Raw genomic sequence first — 18,691 nt, 5'->3', positions numbered from 1 at the left:
GCATGCAATAAACGCTTCAAATATTGGAATTTGGAATTTAATTTTTTTGTAATTTTTAAAATACTTATGTTGTTTTAGGAAATGCTCTTTTATTAAAAATAAGCAAAATACCAACACCTGTAGAAATCGCCATGTCGGCAACATTAAAAATAGCATTAAAAAACATAAAATGCTTACCTCCAAAAATCGGTATCCAGGTTGGCAAATTACCTTCCCAGATAGGAAAATAAAACATATCAACTACTAACCCATGAAACCATGTACCATAGGGCTGAGGAGAAAAAAGTGTTGCCAAATTATGTGTACTGTCATCAAAAATAACTCCGTAGAAAACAGAATCTAAAATGTTTCCCGCAGCTCCGGCAAAAATCAAAGCAATTGCTACAATCAAATAAGTAGAATGATGTTTTTTGATTGCATCAGCCAACCAATATCCGATTCCGAAAACAGCAAAAATTCTAAATACAGTCAAAATTAATTTTCCGTATTCGCCTGGAATTTTTGTTCCCCACGCCATTCCTTCATTTTCAATAAAATGAATTTTAAACCAATTAAAAACATGAACTTCTTCTCCTAAAATAAAATTGGTTTTCACATAGATTTTTGAAATCTGATCAACAAGTAAAACTAAAAATATAAGGAGATACGCTTTTCGTAATGACATTTTATGGATTTTTGATGGGCAAAAGTAATAATTTAATCAAAAAAAACGCTCCTAAAGGAGCGTTAATTCTTTTGTAATTTATAAAATATTATCGTTGCAAATTTTTAGCTTCGATACTCATTGTAGCATGAGGAACGATTTTCAGCCTTTCTTTGCCGATTAGTTTACCTGTCACTTTGCAAATACCATATGTTTTATTTTCAACACGGAATAATGCATTTTTTAGATCGCGTATAAACTTTTCCTGTCTGATAGCTAACTGTGAGTTCGCTTCTTTTGACATTGTTTCGCTTCCTTCTTCAAATGCTTTAAAAGTTGGAGAAGTATCATCTGTTCCGTTATTCAAATCATTCATATAAGCACTTTTAATTAAATCCAGATCGGCTTGTGCTTTTTGTATTTTATTTTGAATTATTTCTTTAAACTCTGCCAAGTCAGCGTCAGAGTATCTTGTAATTTCATCTATCATGGTATTTATATTATTTTGAAATTAATATCACTGTTTTAATATCATCAAACTCAATTTCTGTGCCGTTTTCCAAAGCGTCAACAAAAATCAAGTCGTCTGTTAATGTCTCAGACTTAATATAGTCTTCATTTTTAAGAATGGCCTCTTCTAACAAACCACTTCTTTTTATCTGAACCTTAATCTTATCGGTAACTTCAAATCCAGAATCTTTACGGATATTTTGAATCCTGTTTACCAATTCTCTCGCGATTCCCTCGTTTTTCAATTCTTCAGAGATTGTAATATCAAGCGCAACCGTAATTCCGTTTGAATTTGCAACCAACCATCCTTCAATATCCTGGGATGTTATTTCGACGTCTTCTAGTGATAAAGTTACATTTTTTCCAGCAATAACAATATCTAACGTTCCCTGCTTATCCAGCTGGTTGATCTGATCTGCTGAAAAAGCTTGTATTTCTTTGGAAATCAGACCCATATCCTTTCCAAAACGCGGCCCTAAAGCCTTAAAATTAGGCTTGATTTGCTTCACTAAAATACCAGAGTCATCATCTAAAAGTATGATTTCTTTAACGTTTACTTCCGCTTTTACAAGCTCAGAAATAGCTTCAATTTCAGCTCTCTGATTTTCGTCAAGTACCGGAATCATTACCTTTTGCAAAGGTTGACGCACCTTAATCATTTCCTTTTTACGAAGTGATAAAACCAAAGATGAGATGGTTTGAGCCTTCTGCATTTTGCTTTCTAACGTTTTATTAACAAAGTTTTCGACAAATTTTGGAAACTCAGCCAAGTGAACACTGCTATATTGCTCCAATCCTGTAGAACTGGTCAAATCTCGGTACAATTTATCCATGAAAAAAGGAGCGATTGGAGCGCTTAATTTGCTTATCGTTAATAAACAAGTATAAAGCGTTTGATAGGCCGCAATTTTATCGTGAGCATACTCGCCTTTCCAGAAACGACGACGACATAAACGAACATACCAGTTACTTAAATTCTCCTGAACAAAATCAGAAATGGCTCTTGCTGCTTTCGTAGGTTCATAATCTTCATAACATTCATCAACAAATTTGATTAACGAATGCAATTCAGAAATAATCCATTGATCGATTTCCGGTCTCTCGTTTAACGGAATTTCCGCTTCAGCGTATTTAAACCCATCGATATTCGCATATAACGAAAAGAATGAATAAGTGTTGTATAAAGTTCCGAAGAATTTACGACGAACCTCAGCAATTCCTTCAATATCAAATTTTAAGTTGTCCCATGGATTTGCGTTCGAAATCATGTACCAACGTGTGGCATCAGGACCATATTCTTTTATTGTTTCAAAAGGATCTGTCGCGTTCCCTAAACGTTTCGACATTTTTTGTCCGTTTTTATCCAAAACCAACCCATTCGAAACTACGTTTTTATATGCTACTTTATCAAAAACCAAAGTTCCGATAGCATGTAGAGTATAAAACCATCCACGAGTCTGATCTACTCCTTCAGCGATGAAATTCGCAGGGAAATCTTTATTCTCGTCAATTTTATCTTTATTCTCAAAAGGATAATGCCATTGGGCGTAAGGCATTGCTCCTGAATCAAACCAAACATCAATTAAGTCGCTCTCACGCTTCATTGGCTGGCCTGAAGCCGAAACTAAAGTAATTTGATCGACAACATTTTTATGTAAATCGATTAAATCATAGTTAGATTCAGACATATTTCCGATTTCAAAACCTTTGAATGGATTTTCTTTTTGAAAACCAGCTTCGATAGATTTTTCGATCGCATTGTACAATTCTTCAACAGAACCAATAAGAACTTCTTCTTTTTTGTCTTCAGTTCTCCAAATTGGCAACGGAATACCCCAATATCTAGAACGAGATAAGTTCCAGTCGTTGGCATTTTTCAACCAATTTCCAAAACGTCCTTCACCAGTAGACTTAGGCTTCCAATTGATAGTTTCGTTCAGGTCGAACATTCTATCTTTTACATCGGTTACTTTAATGAACCAAGAGTCTAGTGGATAATATAATAACGGCTCATCAGTTCTCCAACTGTGTGGATAACTATGTACGTATTTTTCAACCTTAAAGGCTTTATTTTCTTCTTTTAATCGAATAGCAATTTCAACATCAACAGAACGCTCTGGCGCCTGACCTGCATCATAATATTCGTTTTTCACATATTTACCGGCTAAATCACCTAAATGAGAAGTGAATTTTCCTTGTAAATCTACCAATGGAACTGCAGTACCATTTTCGTCTAAAACCAACATTGGCGGCACCTCTGGTTTTGCCTCTTTTGCCACTTTAGCATCATCAGCACCAAAAGTCGGAGCGGTATGCACAACTCCTGTTCCATCTTCTGTAGTAACGAAATCTCCTGCAATTACTCTAAATGCATTTTCAGCATTTTGATAAGGCAATACGTATGGCAATAATTGTTCGTAACGAATTTCAACTAAATCAGCACCTTTTGCTTCTGTTAAGATTTTATACGGAAGTTGTTTGTCTCCATTTTTTACTTTGTCGAAATCAGCATCATCTTCACTTGCAAAAAATCCTTTTCCGAATTGTTTTCCAACTAAATTTTTAGCCAAAACAACATTGATTGGCTCAAAAGTATATTGATTGAATGTTTTTACTAAAACATAATCGATTTTTGGCCCAACTGTCAAAGCTGTATTCGATGGCAGGGTCCAGGGAGTAGTCGTCCAGGCCAAGATGTGAATATCTCCAAAACCTTGTAAAAACGAAGGTAAAGTTTCAGGTAAAGTTTTAAACTGCGCTACAATTGTAGTATCAGTAACGTCTCTGTAAGCTCCTGGCTGATTTACTTCGTGAGAAGATAATCCAGTCCCTGCTTTTGGAGAATATGGCTGAATTGTGTACCCTTTATACAACAAACCTTTATCGTAGATTTGTTTCAAAAGCCACCAAACCGATTCCATATATTTTGGTTTATAAGTCACATATGGATCTTCCATATCTACCCAATATCCCATTTTTTCGGTCAAATCATTCCATACGTCCGTATAACGCATTACGGTTTTTTTACACGCTTCGTTATATTCTTCGATAGAAATGGTTTTACCAATATCTTCTTTTGTAATTCCAAGTTCTTTCTCAGTACCTAATTCTACAGGTAATCCGTGAGTATCCCATCCAGCTTTTCTTTTTACCTGAAAACCTTTTTGAGTTTTATATCTGCAAAAAATATCTTTAATCGCACGTGCCATCACGTGGTGAATTCCCGGTAATCCGTTTGCTGAAGGCGGACCTTCAAAAAATACGTAAGGCTCTGCACCTTCGCGAGTAGTTACACTCTTTTCAAATATATTTTCTTTCTTCCAAAAATCAAGAACTTCTGACGCTACTGTTGGTAAGTCAAGTCCTTTGTATTCAGTAAATTTTGTGCTCATTTTATCCTTTTCTTAAACGAGGTGCGAAAGTAAGGAATTTTGAGGAAAATAGATAAAAGATGACAGAAAAAAGAGCGATGTCAGAAAATTTCAAGTATATTCCTCAAAAAAAATTACCCTTTTTCCAGATTTAAGAGAAAACCTCCTTTAAAACCTCTAAAGATTTCGGTTTTTTGAATCCATCCAAATGAAAACTATAATAATCAATCAGGATTTTTAGCAGTATTTGTCTTTCTATTACATGAAAAACTTTTTGATCGTTGTCAAATTTCAGATCAATTAGTTTTTTTAAGAGATTTGTTTCATGTTCGGTTAAAGCATTTACGCCATGTAAAAGTGTAAAAACACCTTCATTCATTTCGAAATAAGGCAAATCGATTTCAGAAATATCCGGATAAAACCCAAGATATTTTGTCACTTCTAAAAGTAAAATTAAATGAAAATTAGAAATTTCATCATGATGATCCAACCAAGTCAATGCTGTTTCTAAAAACTCAAAAAGGGATTCGTTTTTTTCCTCTTCCTGAATCGAATAATGCAACATTTCTGAAAGAAACATTACGATTGTACTTTTCACTACATCAGTATGAATGGTCTGAAAAGGAACAGCGGTTTTAATTTCTTTAAAATTTTCTAAAGTCCCTTTATTTTTATGGACAGCCTCAATTTCCAAAATCGAAAAGGGTTGAAAATAAGCAATCTTCTGACTCGCTTTTCGACTTGAAAAAGCATCACGCACAAAATAAGACTTCAGGCCATTTGAAAGCGTAAAACACTTTACAATCAGACTTTTTTCCTGAAATTTTAAGGATGAGATTACTATTGCTTTTGTTTTGACTTGCATCGCTTTACATTCTAATTCTCCATAATAATGATCATAATAATTGGAATTTGCCTAAAATCAAACACTTATTATCCAATATTAAAGCTGAAGCAATATCGGTAGACATTGCTTCAACTTTATTGGTTCAATTTATTGCTTTTTTTATTTCATCTGTTATAATTTTAGAAGCAACTGGAGACCAATGTGTGTCATCATAAAAATAAATATCTTTTTTACTTTCTAATTGAGCAGATAGAATTTTCTTTGAATCTATATATATATAATCTTTTTTAAGAGCACTTAAATGATTAAAAAACAATGGTGCCGGAAACTTGGTTTTATCAGCGATATAATCATAGTAAAGATCGTATTTATCAGGCGCTGGTAAAACAATAAGTTTTATTTTTTTACCTCTCAACTTATTCGACAAATCATTTAAAATATTATTTAATTTTTGAACTCCCACCAAATCATTATTTTCTTCCAAACAAGACAAATCTTTACAAACAAACAATAAATTACTCTCATTAATGCTGAATAAATTATTTCTGTTCAGAACGACATTGTAAACATAACTATTGGATAAGTAGTTTTGACTAAAGTAATACCGAAGCATTGAAAAAGGAAATTGGATAGTTTTTTTTGAAAAAAAAGGATCTACATTGTCTCCTTTAGAAGATTTATGATTACGCACTAAATTATCTAATTGAGATACCATCATTATTTTTGAAGAATCTATATCTTTTGCGTTAGAAACAAAACTTCTCTCTACATTTTCCAATATCACATATTCAATATTTTGTTTTTCAAAAAAATCTCCATTTAACAATTCGTATAATGTTTGTATCTGATTTCCGGAAATAAATCTGTCTATATGTAAAACACCATATTTTTCTGCAAGATAATTTTTATACCCATAATTACCCTGCTCAGAAAATGAATCTCCAATAGTAAGAATTTTTTCTTTTTTATTTTTTCTGTTTGAAAATTTATTAAAATAAATTTTACGTTTAAACTCATTATGAAATACATTTCTACATTCCTTGAAAACATTTGGAAAACAACCTAACCGTATTAAATCTGGAGATTCAGAGTTGCTGTAAAACAACGATGTAATCACATAAAGAAATACGAACGGAGTTACAAAAAAGCATGTTTTAAAAATAAATTTTTTCATAAATTAAAACTGAAAATAAATAAATTGTTGTTTCTCACCACTAAATACAAAAATTGCGACTATAATAATATAATACAATGCATATCTAAGTGGTGATTTCCATTTTATCATATTTGCTATTGCAAATTGTTCTTCTCTTCCCAACCATTCAATAAGTACAAAAACAAACAACAGGATAAGTAATTGTTTTTGATAATCATCTCCCTCATATATAGGAAAAGTAAATATTGAACCTGAAAATATTTCCGAAATATAGCTTAAAGCGTGTTCTATATTATTTGCTCTAAAAAATATCCATGCAAAAACGGTTAAACTAAATGTTAAAACCATTTGAAAAACTTCTTTAATAGTTGGCAAATATTTACCTTGAGCCACAATATCTAAATTATTGCGATTTGTATTAAAAATAATAGAGGGCATAATATACAAAGCATTTAAAAAACCCCAAACGACAAAAGTCCAATTGGCTCCATGCCAAAATCCGCTTACTAAGAAAATAATTAAAGTATTTCTAACTTTAATCCACATCCCTCCTTTGCTTCCACCTAACGGAATGTATAAATAATCTCTAAACCAATTAGAAAGAGAAATATGCCATCTTCTCCAAAACTCTGCAATATCTCTAGAAAAATAAGGGAAAGCAAAATTCTTAAGTAAGTCGATACCAAAAAGGCGTGCAACTCCTATCGCAATATCTGAATAACCCGAAAAGTCTCCATAAATCTGAAACGAAAAAAGGACTGCCCCTAATAGAAGGGTACTTCCTGAATATTCAGCTGAATTATTAAAAATTGTATTAACGTATTGGGCACACTGATCAGCAATTACAATTTTTTTAAATAATCCCCATAAAATCTGCCTTAATCCATCAACCGCTTTATCATAATCAAAAGTCCTTTTTTTCTGAATTTGTGGCAAAAGATGTGTCGCTCGTTCTATAGGTCCCGCAACAAGTAAAGGAAAGAAACTAACAAATACAGAATAATCAACAATATTCTTTTCGGCTTTTATTCTGTCTTTATAAATGTCAATTACATACGACAAACCATGAAAAGTGTAAAATGAAATCCCAATAGGTAAGATTACTTTTAATGTCCAGGGATTTACATGCAAACCAAAATTAGAGATGGTATTTGCAAATGATTGAACAAAAAAGTTATAGTATTTAAAAACCCCCAGAAAACCGAGATTTACAAATATACTTAACCAAAACCAAAAATTTTTTGCAGTTTTATTTTTAGATTCTGACATCTTGATTCCTGTAAAATAATCTAATAATGTGGAGAAAATCAATAAAAATAAAAACCTCCAATCCCAACAAGCATAAAAAAAATAACTTGATATAAGCAGTAAGATATTCTGAAATTTGAGTGATTTATTTGTCGCAAACCAATAGAGAAAAAACACAATTGGCAAAAATATTGCAAAGTTTATCGAATTAAAAAGCATTCTGTTGGTTTATAATTTTATGTTTGATTAATTATTTTAATTTATTTAAATCTTCCTATCTTATTATCATCACTTTCTTAACCTTTGTTTCTCCACCGTCCTGGGCAGAAATAAAAATCATATAGACTCCTGAAGCTACTTTATATCTCCCAAAAGCCGTTGTGTCCCACTCTATTGTTCCGCCTTCCGACGTAGTTTCATACACCAAATTACCTTCAATATCTGTAATTTTAATATTGGCTTTATCAATTAACCCAGCTACTTTTACAGTTCCTGAATAGGTTGGGCGAACCGGATTTGGATACACATAAACATTATTTAAATCTTCATTAGCATCTGTAGCAATTCCTTTAAAAGAAATCATTCCTTTATTGGTTGCTATGAAAACTTCTCCGGTGGTACTGTTAATTTTAATATCATTTATGACATTACTTGGCAAAGGAGAATTGTTTATTGTAAAATGATATTTCGTTTCCTGTCCATTTGGGGACACCATAAAAACACCTGAATCAGTTGTTCCGATCCATTTATTATTAGCACCGTCAACTGCAATTGAAGTGATAAATTGCTCGTACAGTAATTCCTGAGCCAGATTATCTTCCATAATGATAATCGGATTCGCTTTTAACTGACTTTCATTTTGAAAACTACTCACGTTTGACAAAACACGCAAACCTTTTGTAGTTCCAATCCAAAGCTGGTTTTTAGTATCAATTGCAATCGATCTTGCGTCGGCAATTGGAAGATTTCCTGCATCGGCACCAAATGTCATTTTTTTGAATGTATTGGTTGCATCATTAAAACCAATAACCCCATCTCTGTTGGTTGCAATCCATTTTACACCATTTCTATCAATTACAATGTTGGCATAACTTGAAGCTTCTGCATCATCGATAATTGACGTCATCGGGTAACTTCCCCATTGGCCATTGGTCCTCAAAACTTTTAATCCATTTTTAATACGGCTATTGGTTACCCAAAGATTTCCTGTTTTATCAAAAGCAGTTCCATTGATACGGACATCTATGTAATTTGGACCTTCAGTAGTAATTGATTCTAAACCACTATTTTTTTCGTTATATAAAAACTGCGGAACATCATCTTCTATTTTTAATAATCCAGAGAAAAATGAACTCGCATAAACCTGTTTCTCATCAGTAGGATTTACAATGATTTTCGTCATCGATTTGGCATCATAAACATCAGAATGTGGAATATTCAACCAACCAGAAGTATTGTATTTGCTTACACCATAATTATCTAAAGGATACGGATTATAAAACGAATCGTAATCACCATAGACTGTCCAAAGAACATTCGGAGTTACATCTAATGAAAAAATATTATTTCGTGCCGGACCTGTTGGCGTATTATTTCCAAAAGCCGCACTTCCAGAAAGGGCCGACGAGAACAAGCCTTTTTCTTCTGTTCCAATGTAAATTGCATCTCCAACAGCGGCTGCACAAGTAAAATTAAGTGTATTATCTAAAACCTGAGTATTTGAAATTTGTCTGTTCAAAACCATTTGATTATTATAGATATAAACCGTATTCGGGATCGTTATAAACAAATTATGATTCTTTGCCCGCATATCTACAGAAGGTTGCGGAAGCTGCAAAAAACCAACAAAAATTGCTGAGTTAAACCTATGAATATATCCGACAGTGTTAATTGCAATAAGTTCGGTATCTAAAGTTTCAACACTTGACCAATCTCCTGAATTTACAACTGTCCATTGACTGAAATCATTTAAATTCGGACTTGTGCTATTTGCTCTTCTGATTCCACTTGAAGTGGCGGCATAAATAAATCCATTAAAAAAAGCAGTTTGTTTTACACTGATTTCCGCGCCATTATCTCCAATAAAATAAGTATCACCAAATTGCAAAGTCGTCAAATTAAATTGCACAATTCCGAAATCACAAGAAACATACAGTAAACCGTTATGCTCCATAAAATGATTGATTTTTTTAAGATTTGGGGCCAATTGTTTATTGATGATATCAACTTTTTTAAGCATACTGCCATCCGTTTCGTTGACTATGATCAATAAACCATTTTCATAACCTACAATTGTTTTCCTGAAAGCTTCACTATAATATACAGCAGAAATAGTCTGACCCGAAAGCCCATCAATTGTAGTTGTTGTTTTAACTGTATTTGTCGCGGCATTTTTAGAAAACAAGGCATTCTCCGAAGCTGCGTAAACAGTTGTCGAAGACTCTGAAACATCTTTTATTTCATTAAATGAAAAATAGCCTTGCCACGACAATTTATTTTGAGCAAAACTAAATTGCATAAAAAGCAGAAACAAAATATAGAGAAACCTTTTCTTCATTATTTGATATATTCAGATAGACAAATATAATACAAACGAAAGTATTTGATTTTTGTTCTTATATAAATAAAAAATGCCTCCGATTTATCTTTCGACAAATGAAGGCACTTTAGAACTAAAACAACTTTTTACACTACACCTTGCGCAAGCATAGCATCGGCAACTTTTACAAATCCGGCAATGTTCGCTCCTTTTACGTAGTTTACATAGCCATCTTCACCAACACCGTATTTTTTACATTGGTTGTGAATTCCAACCATAATATCTTTTAATCTCAAATCAACTTCTTCACTTGTCCAGTTTAGACGAATTGAATTTTGTGTCATTTCTAATCCAGATGCAGCAACACCACCAGCGTTAGCCGCTTTTCCAGGAGCAAATAATACTTTATTATCTAAAAATAGTTTAATCGCATCTAATGTTGAAGGCATGTTTGCAGCTTCAGTAACACATAAAACGCCATTATCAATTAGTTTTTGAGCATCTTCACCATTTAATTCATTTTGAGTCGCACATGGAATTGCAATGTCAACTTTTACTTCCCATGGGCTTTTCCCTTTATGAAAAATAGCATTTGGATATTTCTTAAGATAAAGCTCGGCTCTGTTATCTCCAGTAGCTCTCATTTCAAGCATATGATCGATTTTCTCACCAGAGATTCCTTCTTCATCATAAATATATCCATCAGGTCCGGAAATAGTCAATACTTTTCCTCCTAATTCATTTATTTTCAAAGCAACTCCCCAAGCCACATTTCCGAATCCTGAAATCGCTACTTTTTTACCTTTAATGTCATGCCCAATAGTTTTAAGCATTTGATCTGTAAAATAAACAACTCCGTATCCTGTAGCTTCAGGTCTGATTAACGACCCTCCGTAAGCAATTCCCTTACCGGTTAAAACACCTGTAAATTCATTTCTAATTCTCTTATATTGACCAAATAAATATCCAATTTCTCTTGCTCCAACACCAATATCTCCAGCGGGTACATCTAAATCAGGGCCAATATGACGACATAACTCCGTCATGAAAGATTGACAAAAACGCATTACCTCAGCATCAGATTTTCCTTCCGGATCAAAATCAGATCCTCCTTTTCCACCACCCATTGGTAGTGTAGTCAAGCTATTTTTAAATACTTGCTCAAAAGCAAGGAATTTTAAAACTGATAGGTTAACAGAGTGGTGAAATCTAATTCCTCCTTTATAAGGTCCGATTGCTGAATTCATTTGAATTCTAAAACCTCTGTTTACAATAATTTCTCCTTTATCATCAACCCAAGGAACTCTAAATATTATAGAACGTTCTGGTTCTGCAATTCTAAGAAGTAAGTTTTTTCCATCGTATTTTTTACGCTCTGCAATAAATGGAATTACCGTTTCTGCAAATTCTCTAACAGCTTGAAGAAACTCTGGCTCGTTGGGATTTTTAGACTCTACAAGAGCCATAAATTCATTTATTTTTTGTTCCATTTTTAAATAAATTATTCAGGTAAATTATTTTAATTTTGCTCAATTAAACAAGAAAATACGTTTAAGAAAACGTTTTCGTTTCAACGTACAAAGATATAACAAAATACGGATGTAATGTGATTTTTTTCACTTTGTGGGCGTGAATTGTATATTTTTCAAACTTTACTAAAAATAGCATTTTACACTACTTATTTTACATCGAAACAACCAACTTAAAGTTAACAAATTAAGTATTTTGTTACTTATTTTTTAATAGACGAATATATTATTTTGAATCGCACATGTTTTTTATATATTTGCCATCATTTGAAAGCCCAAAAAATATGCTTAAACCTATAATACTCACTTTATTCGCCTTCATCGGAATTACAACAGTATCGAAAGCACAAGGTATCGCACAAGAAGTAGGAATAATATTCGGCCCAGTATCTTTTCAGTCAGATTATGGTGAACGTAATAATATGGACACGAACGTTGGAAACACAGGTTTTGGCGTGGGGGTCGTTCATTTCATTAACTTTTCTACCAACAACAACAGAGAAAGTTTTTTTTCAGAACATTTCAAAGTGAGATCTGAACTATCATTCAATCAGACCAAACTGGAACATTTTGGTAAATGGGTAGAATCAGAAGAAAAAAAAGGACTTGTTCGCTACCTTAGAGCAATGAGCGGAAAATCAACTTTATTAAATCTTGGATCTCAATTAGAATTCTCTCCAATAAAAATTCACGATTTCGAAAATTCAGTAGGTAGCTTTAGTCCATATGCAAGTTTAGGTTTTCAGGTGAGCTATTATACAACAAGTGTAACTTCAGATTTAGGCCCTTTAGGACTTCCGTCAACAACTTTTGCAAAATATTTAATACCTTCAGACGGTCGTCAGTATGGTTTTTCAAATGAAAATGGAGTGGTATTATCAATAACTGCAGGCGTTGGGGTTCATTACAAATTAACCGAGATGAGCGATTTAATGTTTGATATTCGCTATCAAGGCTTTAGCTCTGACTGGGTTGATGGTTTAAATCCTAACAAAGATCTTTTCAAGGAAAACAAGAGAAATGATTCTCAGGTTTGGTTCAACGCGGGATATATTTATTATTTAGAATTCTAAAGAAACTACAATATAAAGAAAACCCCCAATTCTCACGAGTTGGGGGTTTTCTTTTTATGCTAGTGCTTGTTCTAAATCGGCGATTAAATCCTCTGCATCTTCGATACCAACACTCAATCGAACCAAATCATCAGTAATACCAACTTCAGCTCTTTTATCTGCAGGAATTGAAGCATGTGTCATCAAGGCAGGATGATTCGCTAATGACTCCACTCCACCTAATGATTCTGCCAAAGTAAATACTTTTAATTTTTCTAAAAAGGTAATTGAATCTTCTTTTTTACCAGAAACGAAAGTAAACGAAACCATTCCGCCAAAAGCTTTCATCTGTTTTTTGGCAATTTCATGAAACGGATGGCTTGGTAATCCCGGATAATAAACCGTTTTTATTTTTGGATGCTTAGTTAAGTATTCCACTACTTTTTCTCCATTTTCACAGTGTCTTTGCACTCTCAGTGATAGTGTTTTAATTCCTCTTAAAACAAGAAAACTATCCATTGGTCCTAATGTCGCGCCAGTTGCAAATTGTTGAAAGTGCAATTGTTCTCCTAAAGCTTCATCTTTCACAATTAAGGCTCCGGCGATAACATCAGAGTGCCCTCCTAAATATTTAGTTGCCGAATGCATGACAATATCTGCACCTAAATCAAGCGGCTTTTGCAAATATGGTGTTGCAAAAGTATTATCAACAGCAAATAAAATTTTATGCTCTTTGGTAATTTTAGCAACTTCTTCAATATCTGCCAATTTCATTAACGGATTTGTTGGTGTTTCAACCCAAATCAATTTTGTATTTTCATTGATTAATGATTTCAATTTTGCAATATCAGTCATATCAACAAAATGAAATTTAATTCCTGAATCTTTATAAATTCTGGAGAACATTCTGTAAGTACCGCCATACAAATCATCCATAGCAATAACTTCATCTCCAGCTTTAAGTCCTCTCAAAATACAATCAGTCGCTGCTAATCCCGATGAAAAAGCCAATCCACGTGTACCGTTTTCAATACTTGCCAAAGCATTTTCTAATGCTGTACGAGTTGGATTTGAAGCTCTGCTGTATTCATAATCGCCTAAAGGTTGTCCCGGACTTGTCTGAATATAAGTTGAAGTTTGATATACGGGAGGCATTACTGCACCCGTACTTGGGTCATGATGCTGACCACCATGAATCACTTTAGTATTGAATTTCATATAGTTATGTTTTTAAAACGCGATTTTAGACTACAAATTTACCTTTTAATTTATTTTAATCCTGAAACAACTTCTTACCTTTGTATATAATTAACACTTTGAGATATGAAATCACCAATAATCAGAGCTTTACGAAAGCAAAAACCTATAAATAAAATGCTACACTATATATGACCAATAACAAATAACATTTACATATATGAAACAGTATACTTTTTTAGTCTTTTTGTTTTTATTATTTACTAGTTGCAACAAAGGGCTTTCATTTGAAAATGAAACGTTTGAAAAAAAATCTATCCTTCCCTGCAAAACGGATTGCCCAATAATAACAATTGAAATTCCGATTGCAAAAAATACTCCTGTTGTTTCCGATAGTATAAATAAAAAAATCTTTTCGGTCGTAAAAGAAATTGTCTATTTTGGGGAAAAACAAGTAAAATTAAATGATTATAATGCATTAACATCTTCCTTTATTGGCTCTTATGAAGAAATGCATAAAAAATTTCCAAACGAAACCTTCGGTTGGCAAGGAAAAATCAAAGGAAATCTTGAATTTGAATCAGGTGAAATCATCAACATAAAAATTGATCATTATACTTTTACCGGAGGCGCACATGGATATCAGGGATATCGCTCTTTATTATTTAATCCGAAAACAGGAAAAACCATTTTTTCTGATCAGCTTTTTAAAAATGAAAAAGAATTTAAGGCTTTCGCCGAAAAGGCATTCCGCGAGAAATACAAAATTCCGGCAAAAGCAAACATTAACGCAACAGGTTTAATGTTCGAAAATGACAAATTTCAATTACCTCAGAATATTTTCTACACAGAAGATGGATTGCTTTTGTATTACAATTCCTATGAGGCTGCATCTTATGCAGATGGTCCAAAAGAGCTTTTATTTCCGTATGATGAAGTTAATAAGTATTTATTGTATCAGTAATTTAAAAAAACATTTGGCTAAAGCTGGAGGCAATTCAAAAAAACCTTAGAATCTTAGAATCTTTATTTAGCCCCTTCCTGAAAATCATATTTCATTTTCCGCAGAATCCTCAAAGCTTCTTTAAAAGACAAGTACACTTGAGAAAACGGTTTTAAAAGCAGTTTTGAATCAATAAGTTTTTGTTTGGCTTCATCAAAACCATTCAAATAACAAATCATAAAAGTGGATGGAAGATTTTCCAGATCAACCATTTCACGTTGTGACAATGTAAATCCTTTTTGCAGTTTTTGAAGTAATGCCATATTCGAATTGTAAATATGATACAGCATTTTTCGATTGAATTCCGGTGGCTGAAAAAGCATTTTTCGATCAATTTTATAATAACCATTATCAAAGAAACGAATAGTTTGTTCTTCTAACGGATAATAGCTTGTTTTATCATTTAAGCCTAACGGAACATATTCGGTAATTGTAAAACTACCATCATCAAAAACAATCGTAACTACATCTTGCGCCGAATAAAAAAGTTTAATTTGTTCGTTAATCAATTCAATATCGACTCTGGAAAGAAAGGTTTTATCACGCGATTTTTTAGGAACTCCCGCCCAGCAAATCACAAATAATTCTTTAAAAACATTATATTTCGGCGACATGTCTTTATGCCTGAAATTCATAAAGTCGATAACACCGTCAAGTGTATATTGAATGCTATTTCGGGAACTGTTTTCAATTCCGATAACCGTTTCTGTATTCTGGTAATTCTTCTCTACTTCACCTTCAACAGGAACCGAATTACTGCCCCGTCTAATAAAGACACTATTCGCCAAAATGGTATGAATTCCTTTTTTGAAATAGGAGATTTTGTTCTTCGGTTTAATCGTCACCAATCCGATTACTTTGTCTTTTGGAAGATTCGGAAACGGAACATTCTCGTATTGAATTTTAGGTGGATTTTCTAAAAACGCATTGACGAGATTCTGAATTCTGCTATCATCAAAGAAATCATCGCCGACAATTTCATTGTCCTGATCTTCAACACCAACCACGATATAAGAATTATTAGTTGGATTTGAATTCGATAAGGCACAAATATGTTTTAAGAATTTTCCTTTTCCTTCGCGCGTATGCAAATTCAACTGCCTTTTTTTGTCATAAAAACTGCTCTCGTCATTATGAGCGAGCAGGTTTTTTATTAAAAGGCGTTTGTTGATCATTTCTTTAGACTTCTTAGATGTTAGATTTTTAGACTTCTTAGACATTGGACTTCTTAAATTTTACCCTTAATAATTGTATGTCTAGCTGTCTAAGCTAGTCTAAAAATCTAAGAAGTCCAATGTCTAATAATCTAAATATTCTTGTTGACTATCGTTCCTGACGCTTGCGCTGTTGGGTATACAACTAAATCGGCAATGTTTACATGGTATTTTCTTGACACTACAAAATGAATAATATCAGCAATATCTTCAGCTTGTAAAGGTTCTAAACCTTTATAAACATTTGTTGCTCTATCGGCATCGCCTTTAAAACGAACTTCACTAAATTCAGTTTCAACCATTCCCGGATGAATTGCTCCTACTCTAATTCCGTATGGATTCAAATCCATTCGCATTCCATTGTTAATGGCGTCAACCGCATGTTTTGATGCGCAGTACACATTTCCGTTCGGATACACTTCTTTTCCGGCAATTGAACCAATATTGATAATATGTCCCGCTTTTCTTTCAATCATTTGCGGAATAATAGCTTTTGAAACATACAAAAGTCCTTTTACATTAATATCAATCATGGCGTCCCAATCGTCAATATTTCCATTTTGAATTGGGTCTAAACCGTGTGCATTTCCGGCATTATTAATTAAAACGTCAATTTGCGCAAATTCTGTTGGCAACGAATTGATAGTTGAAAAAACAGCCTCTTTATCACGAACATCAAATGAAAGTGAATGTACTTCTGTAAAAGCCGAAAGTTCTTTTTCTAGTTCGACTAAACGTTCTTTACGTCTTCCGCAAAGGATAACTTTATAATTGTTTTTTGCCATTATTTGTGCGGTGGCTTTTCCAATTCCGCTTGTGGCTCCAGTAATTAAAACTGTTTTTTTCATTCTATATTTTTTATTTTTTTTGCCACAGATTAAAGGATTAAATTGATTTTTCAATCTGTGAGAATCCTTTAATCTGTGGCAAACATTTTTTAATTTTTATTTTTCCACTCCTCTAAATTCAACACCATATTGAGCACCGTCCAGGTTTCGCCATCCACTTCCCTTATAAGTTTTTTATCCGGATTAATAGTGAAACCAACTTTTTCATAACACTTTATGGCACTAATATTAAAATCGAAAACATTCAATTCAACATTTCGTTCTTTTCTATTTTCAAGAATATATTGCAGTAATAAAATTACCATTTGCTCCCCAATTCCTTTTCCTCTTTGATTTTGATCGATAATCAGGATTCGGCCTAATTTTGCAGAATCCTTATTAAAATAAATTTCGCAATGTCCGATCGTATTTCCATCAGAAGAATTGGCAACTCTAAAAGCAATTCTGTTTTCATCAGAAAGTGTTTTATCGATTTTCTTTTCCGTTAAGGGAAAAGAAAATTCGGGTCCACCAAACTGCATTAAATCTTTTGCATTTTTGATGGAATTAATCAATTCAGAATAAAACTTTTTATCAAATTTTTCGAGGCGTATCATTTTCAGAATATTTTATTAAGGCACATCGTCGCCCATACTTTCTGTCCAGATCGCGAACCAGTCTTCTTTATCCATTTCTAATTCTACGGCTTTCATCAACGATTGAATTCTGGCAACATTTACTGTTCCCGCAATCGGAATAACGCCTGCAGGATGTTTTAAAATCCATGCCAACAAAAGTGTATCTGAACCAAAACTGTATTTTTGAACCAAATCGGCAAGCAGTTTTTTCAAACGGCGTGTCTTCTTAGTATCTTCTCTAAAAACAGTCCCAAGTGGATTCCATGACAATGGTCGAATTCCGTGTGTTTGCATATAATCTAAGCTTCCATCAATCATGGCTTCATAATGTGTCGCTGAAAATTGTACCTGATTAAAGCTTACTTCTGTTTTCGAACGAATTAATTCCGTTTGAGAACTAGTAAAATTCGAAAGTCCGAAGTCAATAATTTTTCCTTCTGATTTTAATTTCTCCACCGCTTCAGCAATTTCGTCAGCTTGCATTAGCGGACTTGGTCTGTGCAATAAAAAAACATCAATAAAATCTGTTTTTAATTTTTTAAGCGATTCTTCAACAGACCAGATAATATATTCTTTCGAATATTCGTAATGTTTGATTTTGTTCTCGGGACGCTTTTCAGCAATCATCTGAATTCCGCATTTGGTAATTAACTGTAATTTTTCTCTTGAAATTTTACTTGCCTGGAAAGCTTTTCCAAAATCGGCTTCTGTAGTATAGGATCCGTAAATATCAGCGTGATCAAAAGTGGTAATTTTGTTTTCGATACAGATTTGTATCATATTTTCCATTTCTTTAGTTGTAAGGTTTTTATCCCAAACTCCCCAATTCATAGTGCCCGAAATTATAGGCGATAACGTTGTTTTGCTCATGGTTTTATTGCGTTATTTTTGGTAATAATTATGCATTTCTAAAGCAT

The 18,691-nt window shown here is 33.1% G+C and carries 15 protein-coding genes; 2 read left to right on the top strand and 13 right to left on the bottom strand.

Annotated features, from left to right (window positions below):
- Positions 1-64: 64 nt before the first annotated feature.
- From AC6CH4_RS18605 to gdhA, 8 genes are all read right to left on the bottom strand, one after another.
- Positions 65-664: a lipoprotein signal peptidase gene (locus AC6CH4_RS18605; protein ID WP_498105598.1), complete on the bottom strand. Its 600-nt coding sequence runs from the start codon at positions 662-664 to the stop codon at positions 65-67.
- Positions 665-752: 88 nt separating this feature from the next.
- Positions 753-1,133: a TraR/DksA family transcriptional regulator gene (locus AC6CH4_RS18600; RefSeq protein WP_007807070.1), complete on the bottom strand. Its 381-nt coding sequence runs from the start codon at positions 1,131-1,133 to the stop codon at positions 753-755.
- Positions 1,134-1,143: 10 nt separating this feature from the next.
- On the bottom strand, positions 1,144-4,545 hold the full coding sequence (gene ileS / locus AC6CH4_RS18595; protein WP_498105596.1) for an isoleucine--tRNA ligase: 3,402 nt from the start codon (positions 4,543-4,545) through the stop codon (positions 1,144-1,146).
- A gap of 130 nt (positions 4,546-4,675) precedes the next feature.
- On the bottom strand, positions 4,676-5,389 hold the full coding sequence (gene recO, locus AC6CH4_RS18590) for a DNA repair protein RecO (RefSeq protein ID WP_498105595.1): 714 nt from the start codon (positions 5,387-5,389) through the stop codon (positions 4,676-4,678).
- A gap of 124 nt (positions 5,390-5,513) precedes the next feature.
- Positions 5,514-6,545, bottom strand: coding sequence for an alginate O-acetyltransferase AlgX-related protein (locus tag AC6CH4_RS18585; protein WP_498105594.1), 1,032 nt, complete (start codon positions 6,543-6,545; stop codon positions 5,514-5,516).
- A gap of 3 nt (positions 6,546-6,548) precedes the next feature.
- Complete coding sequence (locus AC6CH4_RS18580) at positions 6,549-7,994, bottom strand: MBOAT family O-acyltransferase (RefSeq protein WP_498105592.1); 1,446 nt, start codon at positions 7,992-7,994, stop codon at positions 6,549-6,551.
- A gap of 55 nt (positions 7,995-8,049) precedes the next feature.
- Complete coding sequence (gene porZ, locus AC6CH4_RS18575) at positions 8,050-10,332, bottom strand: type IX secretion system anionic LPS delivery protein PorZ (RefSeq protein ID WP_498105590.1); 2,283 nt, start codon at positions 10,330-10,332, stop codon at positions 8,050-8,052.
- Positions 10,333-10,460: 128 nt separating this feature from the next.
- On the bottom strand, positions 10,461-11,804 hold the full coding sequence (gene gdhA / locus AC6CH4_RS18570; RefSeq protein ID WP_498105588.1) for an NADP-specific glutamate dehydrogenase: 1,344 nt from the start codon (positions 11,802-11,804) through the stop codon (positions 10,461-10,463).
- A 323-nt stretch (positions 11,805-12,127) separates the two neighbouring features.
- On the opposite strand from gdhA, the gene AC6CH4_RS18565 reads away from it, so the two are divergent.
- Entirely contained in the window at positions 12,128-12,916 is a 789-nt protein-coding gene (locus AC6CH4_RS18565) for a THC0290_0291 family protein (RefSeq protein WP_498105586.1), read from the top strand.
- Between the two features lie 54 nt (positions 12,917-12,970).
- Here the strand turns inward: AC6CH4_RS18565 and AC6CH4_RS18560 are convergent, their stop codons facing one another.
- Positions 12,971-14,113 carry a cystathionine gamma-synthase gene (locus AC6CH4_RS18560; RefSeq protein ID WP_498105584.1) on the bottom strand — a complete coding sequence of 381 codons (1,143 nt, stop codon included), beginning with the start codon at positions 14,111-14,113 and terminating at the stop codon, positions 12,971-12,973.
- 199 nt (positions 14,114-14,312) lie between these two features.
- Between AC6CH4_RS18560 and AC6CH4_RS18555 the strand changes: the two genes are divergently transcribed.
- A complete protein-coding gene (locus AC6CH4_RS18555; protein WP_498105582.1) occupies positions 14,313-15,056 on the top strand; it encodes a DUF3298 and DUF4163 domain-containing protein in 744 nt (247 codons plus the stop codon).
- Between the two features lie 62 nt (positions 15,057-15,118).
- On the opposite strand, the gene AC6CH4_RS18550 is transcribed toward AC6CH4_RS18555, so the two are convergent.
- From AC6CH4_RS18550 to AC6CH4_RS18535, 4 genes are all read right to left on the bottom strand, one after another.
- Entirely contained in the window at positions 15,119-16,270 is a 1,152-nt protein-coding gene (locus AC6CH4_RS18550) for an ATP-binding protein (RefSeq protein ID WP_498105891.1), read from the bottom strand.
- Positions 16,271-16,401: 131 nt separating this feature from the next.
- A complete protein-coding gene (locus AC6CH4_RS18545) occupies positions 16,402-17,157 on the bottom strand; it encodes an SDR family NAD(P)-dependent oxidoreductase (protein ID WP_498105580.1) in 756 nt (251 codons plus the stop codon).
- Positions 17,158-17,246: 89 nt separating this feature from the next.
- The gene (locus AC6CH4_RS18540; protein ID WP_498105578.1) at positions 17,247-17,753 is read right to left on the bottom strand and encodes a GNAT family N-acetyltransferase; all 507 of its coding nucleotides are present in this window, start codon (positions 17,751-17,753) and stop codon (positions 17,247-17,249) included.
- Positions 17,754-17,768: 15 nt separating this feature from the next.
- Positions 17,769-18,644 carry an aldo/keto reductase gene (locus tag AC6CH4_RS18535; RefSeq protein ID WP_498105576.1) on the bottom strand — a complete coding sequence of 292 codons (876 nt, stop codon included), beginning with the start codon at positions 18,642-18,644 and terminating at the stop codon, positions 17,769-17,771.
- Between the last annotated feature and the right edge of the window lie 47 nt (positions 18,645-18,691).

Source organism: Flavobacterium sp. GQ95 (assembly GCF_059758655.1).
This window is presented reverse-complemented; position numbering and strand designations above follow the sequence as displayed.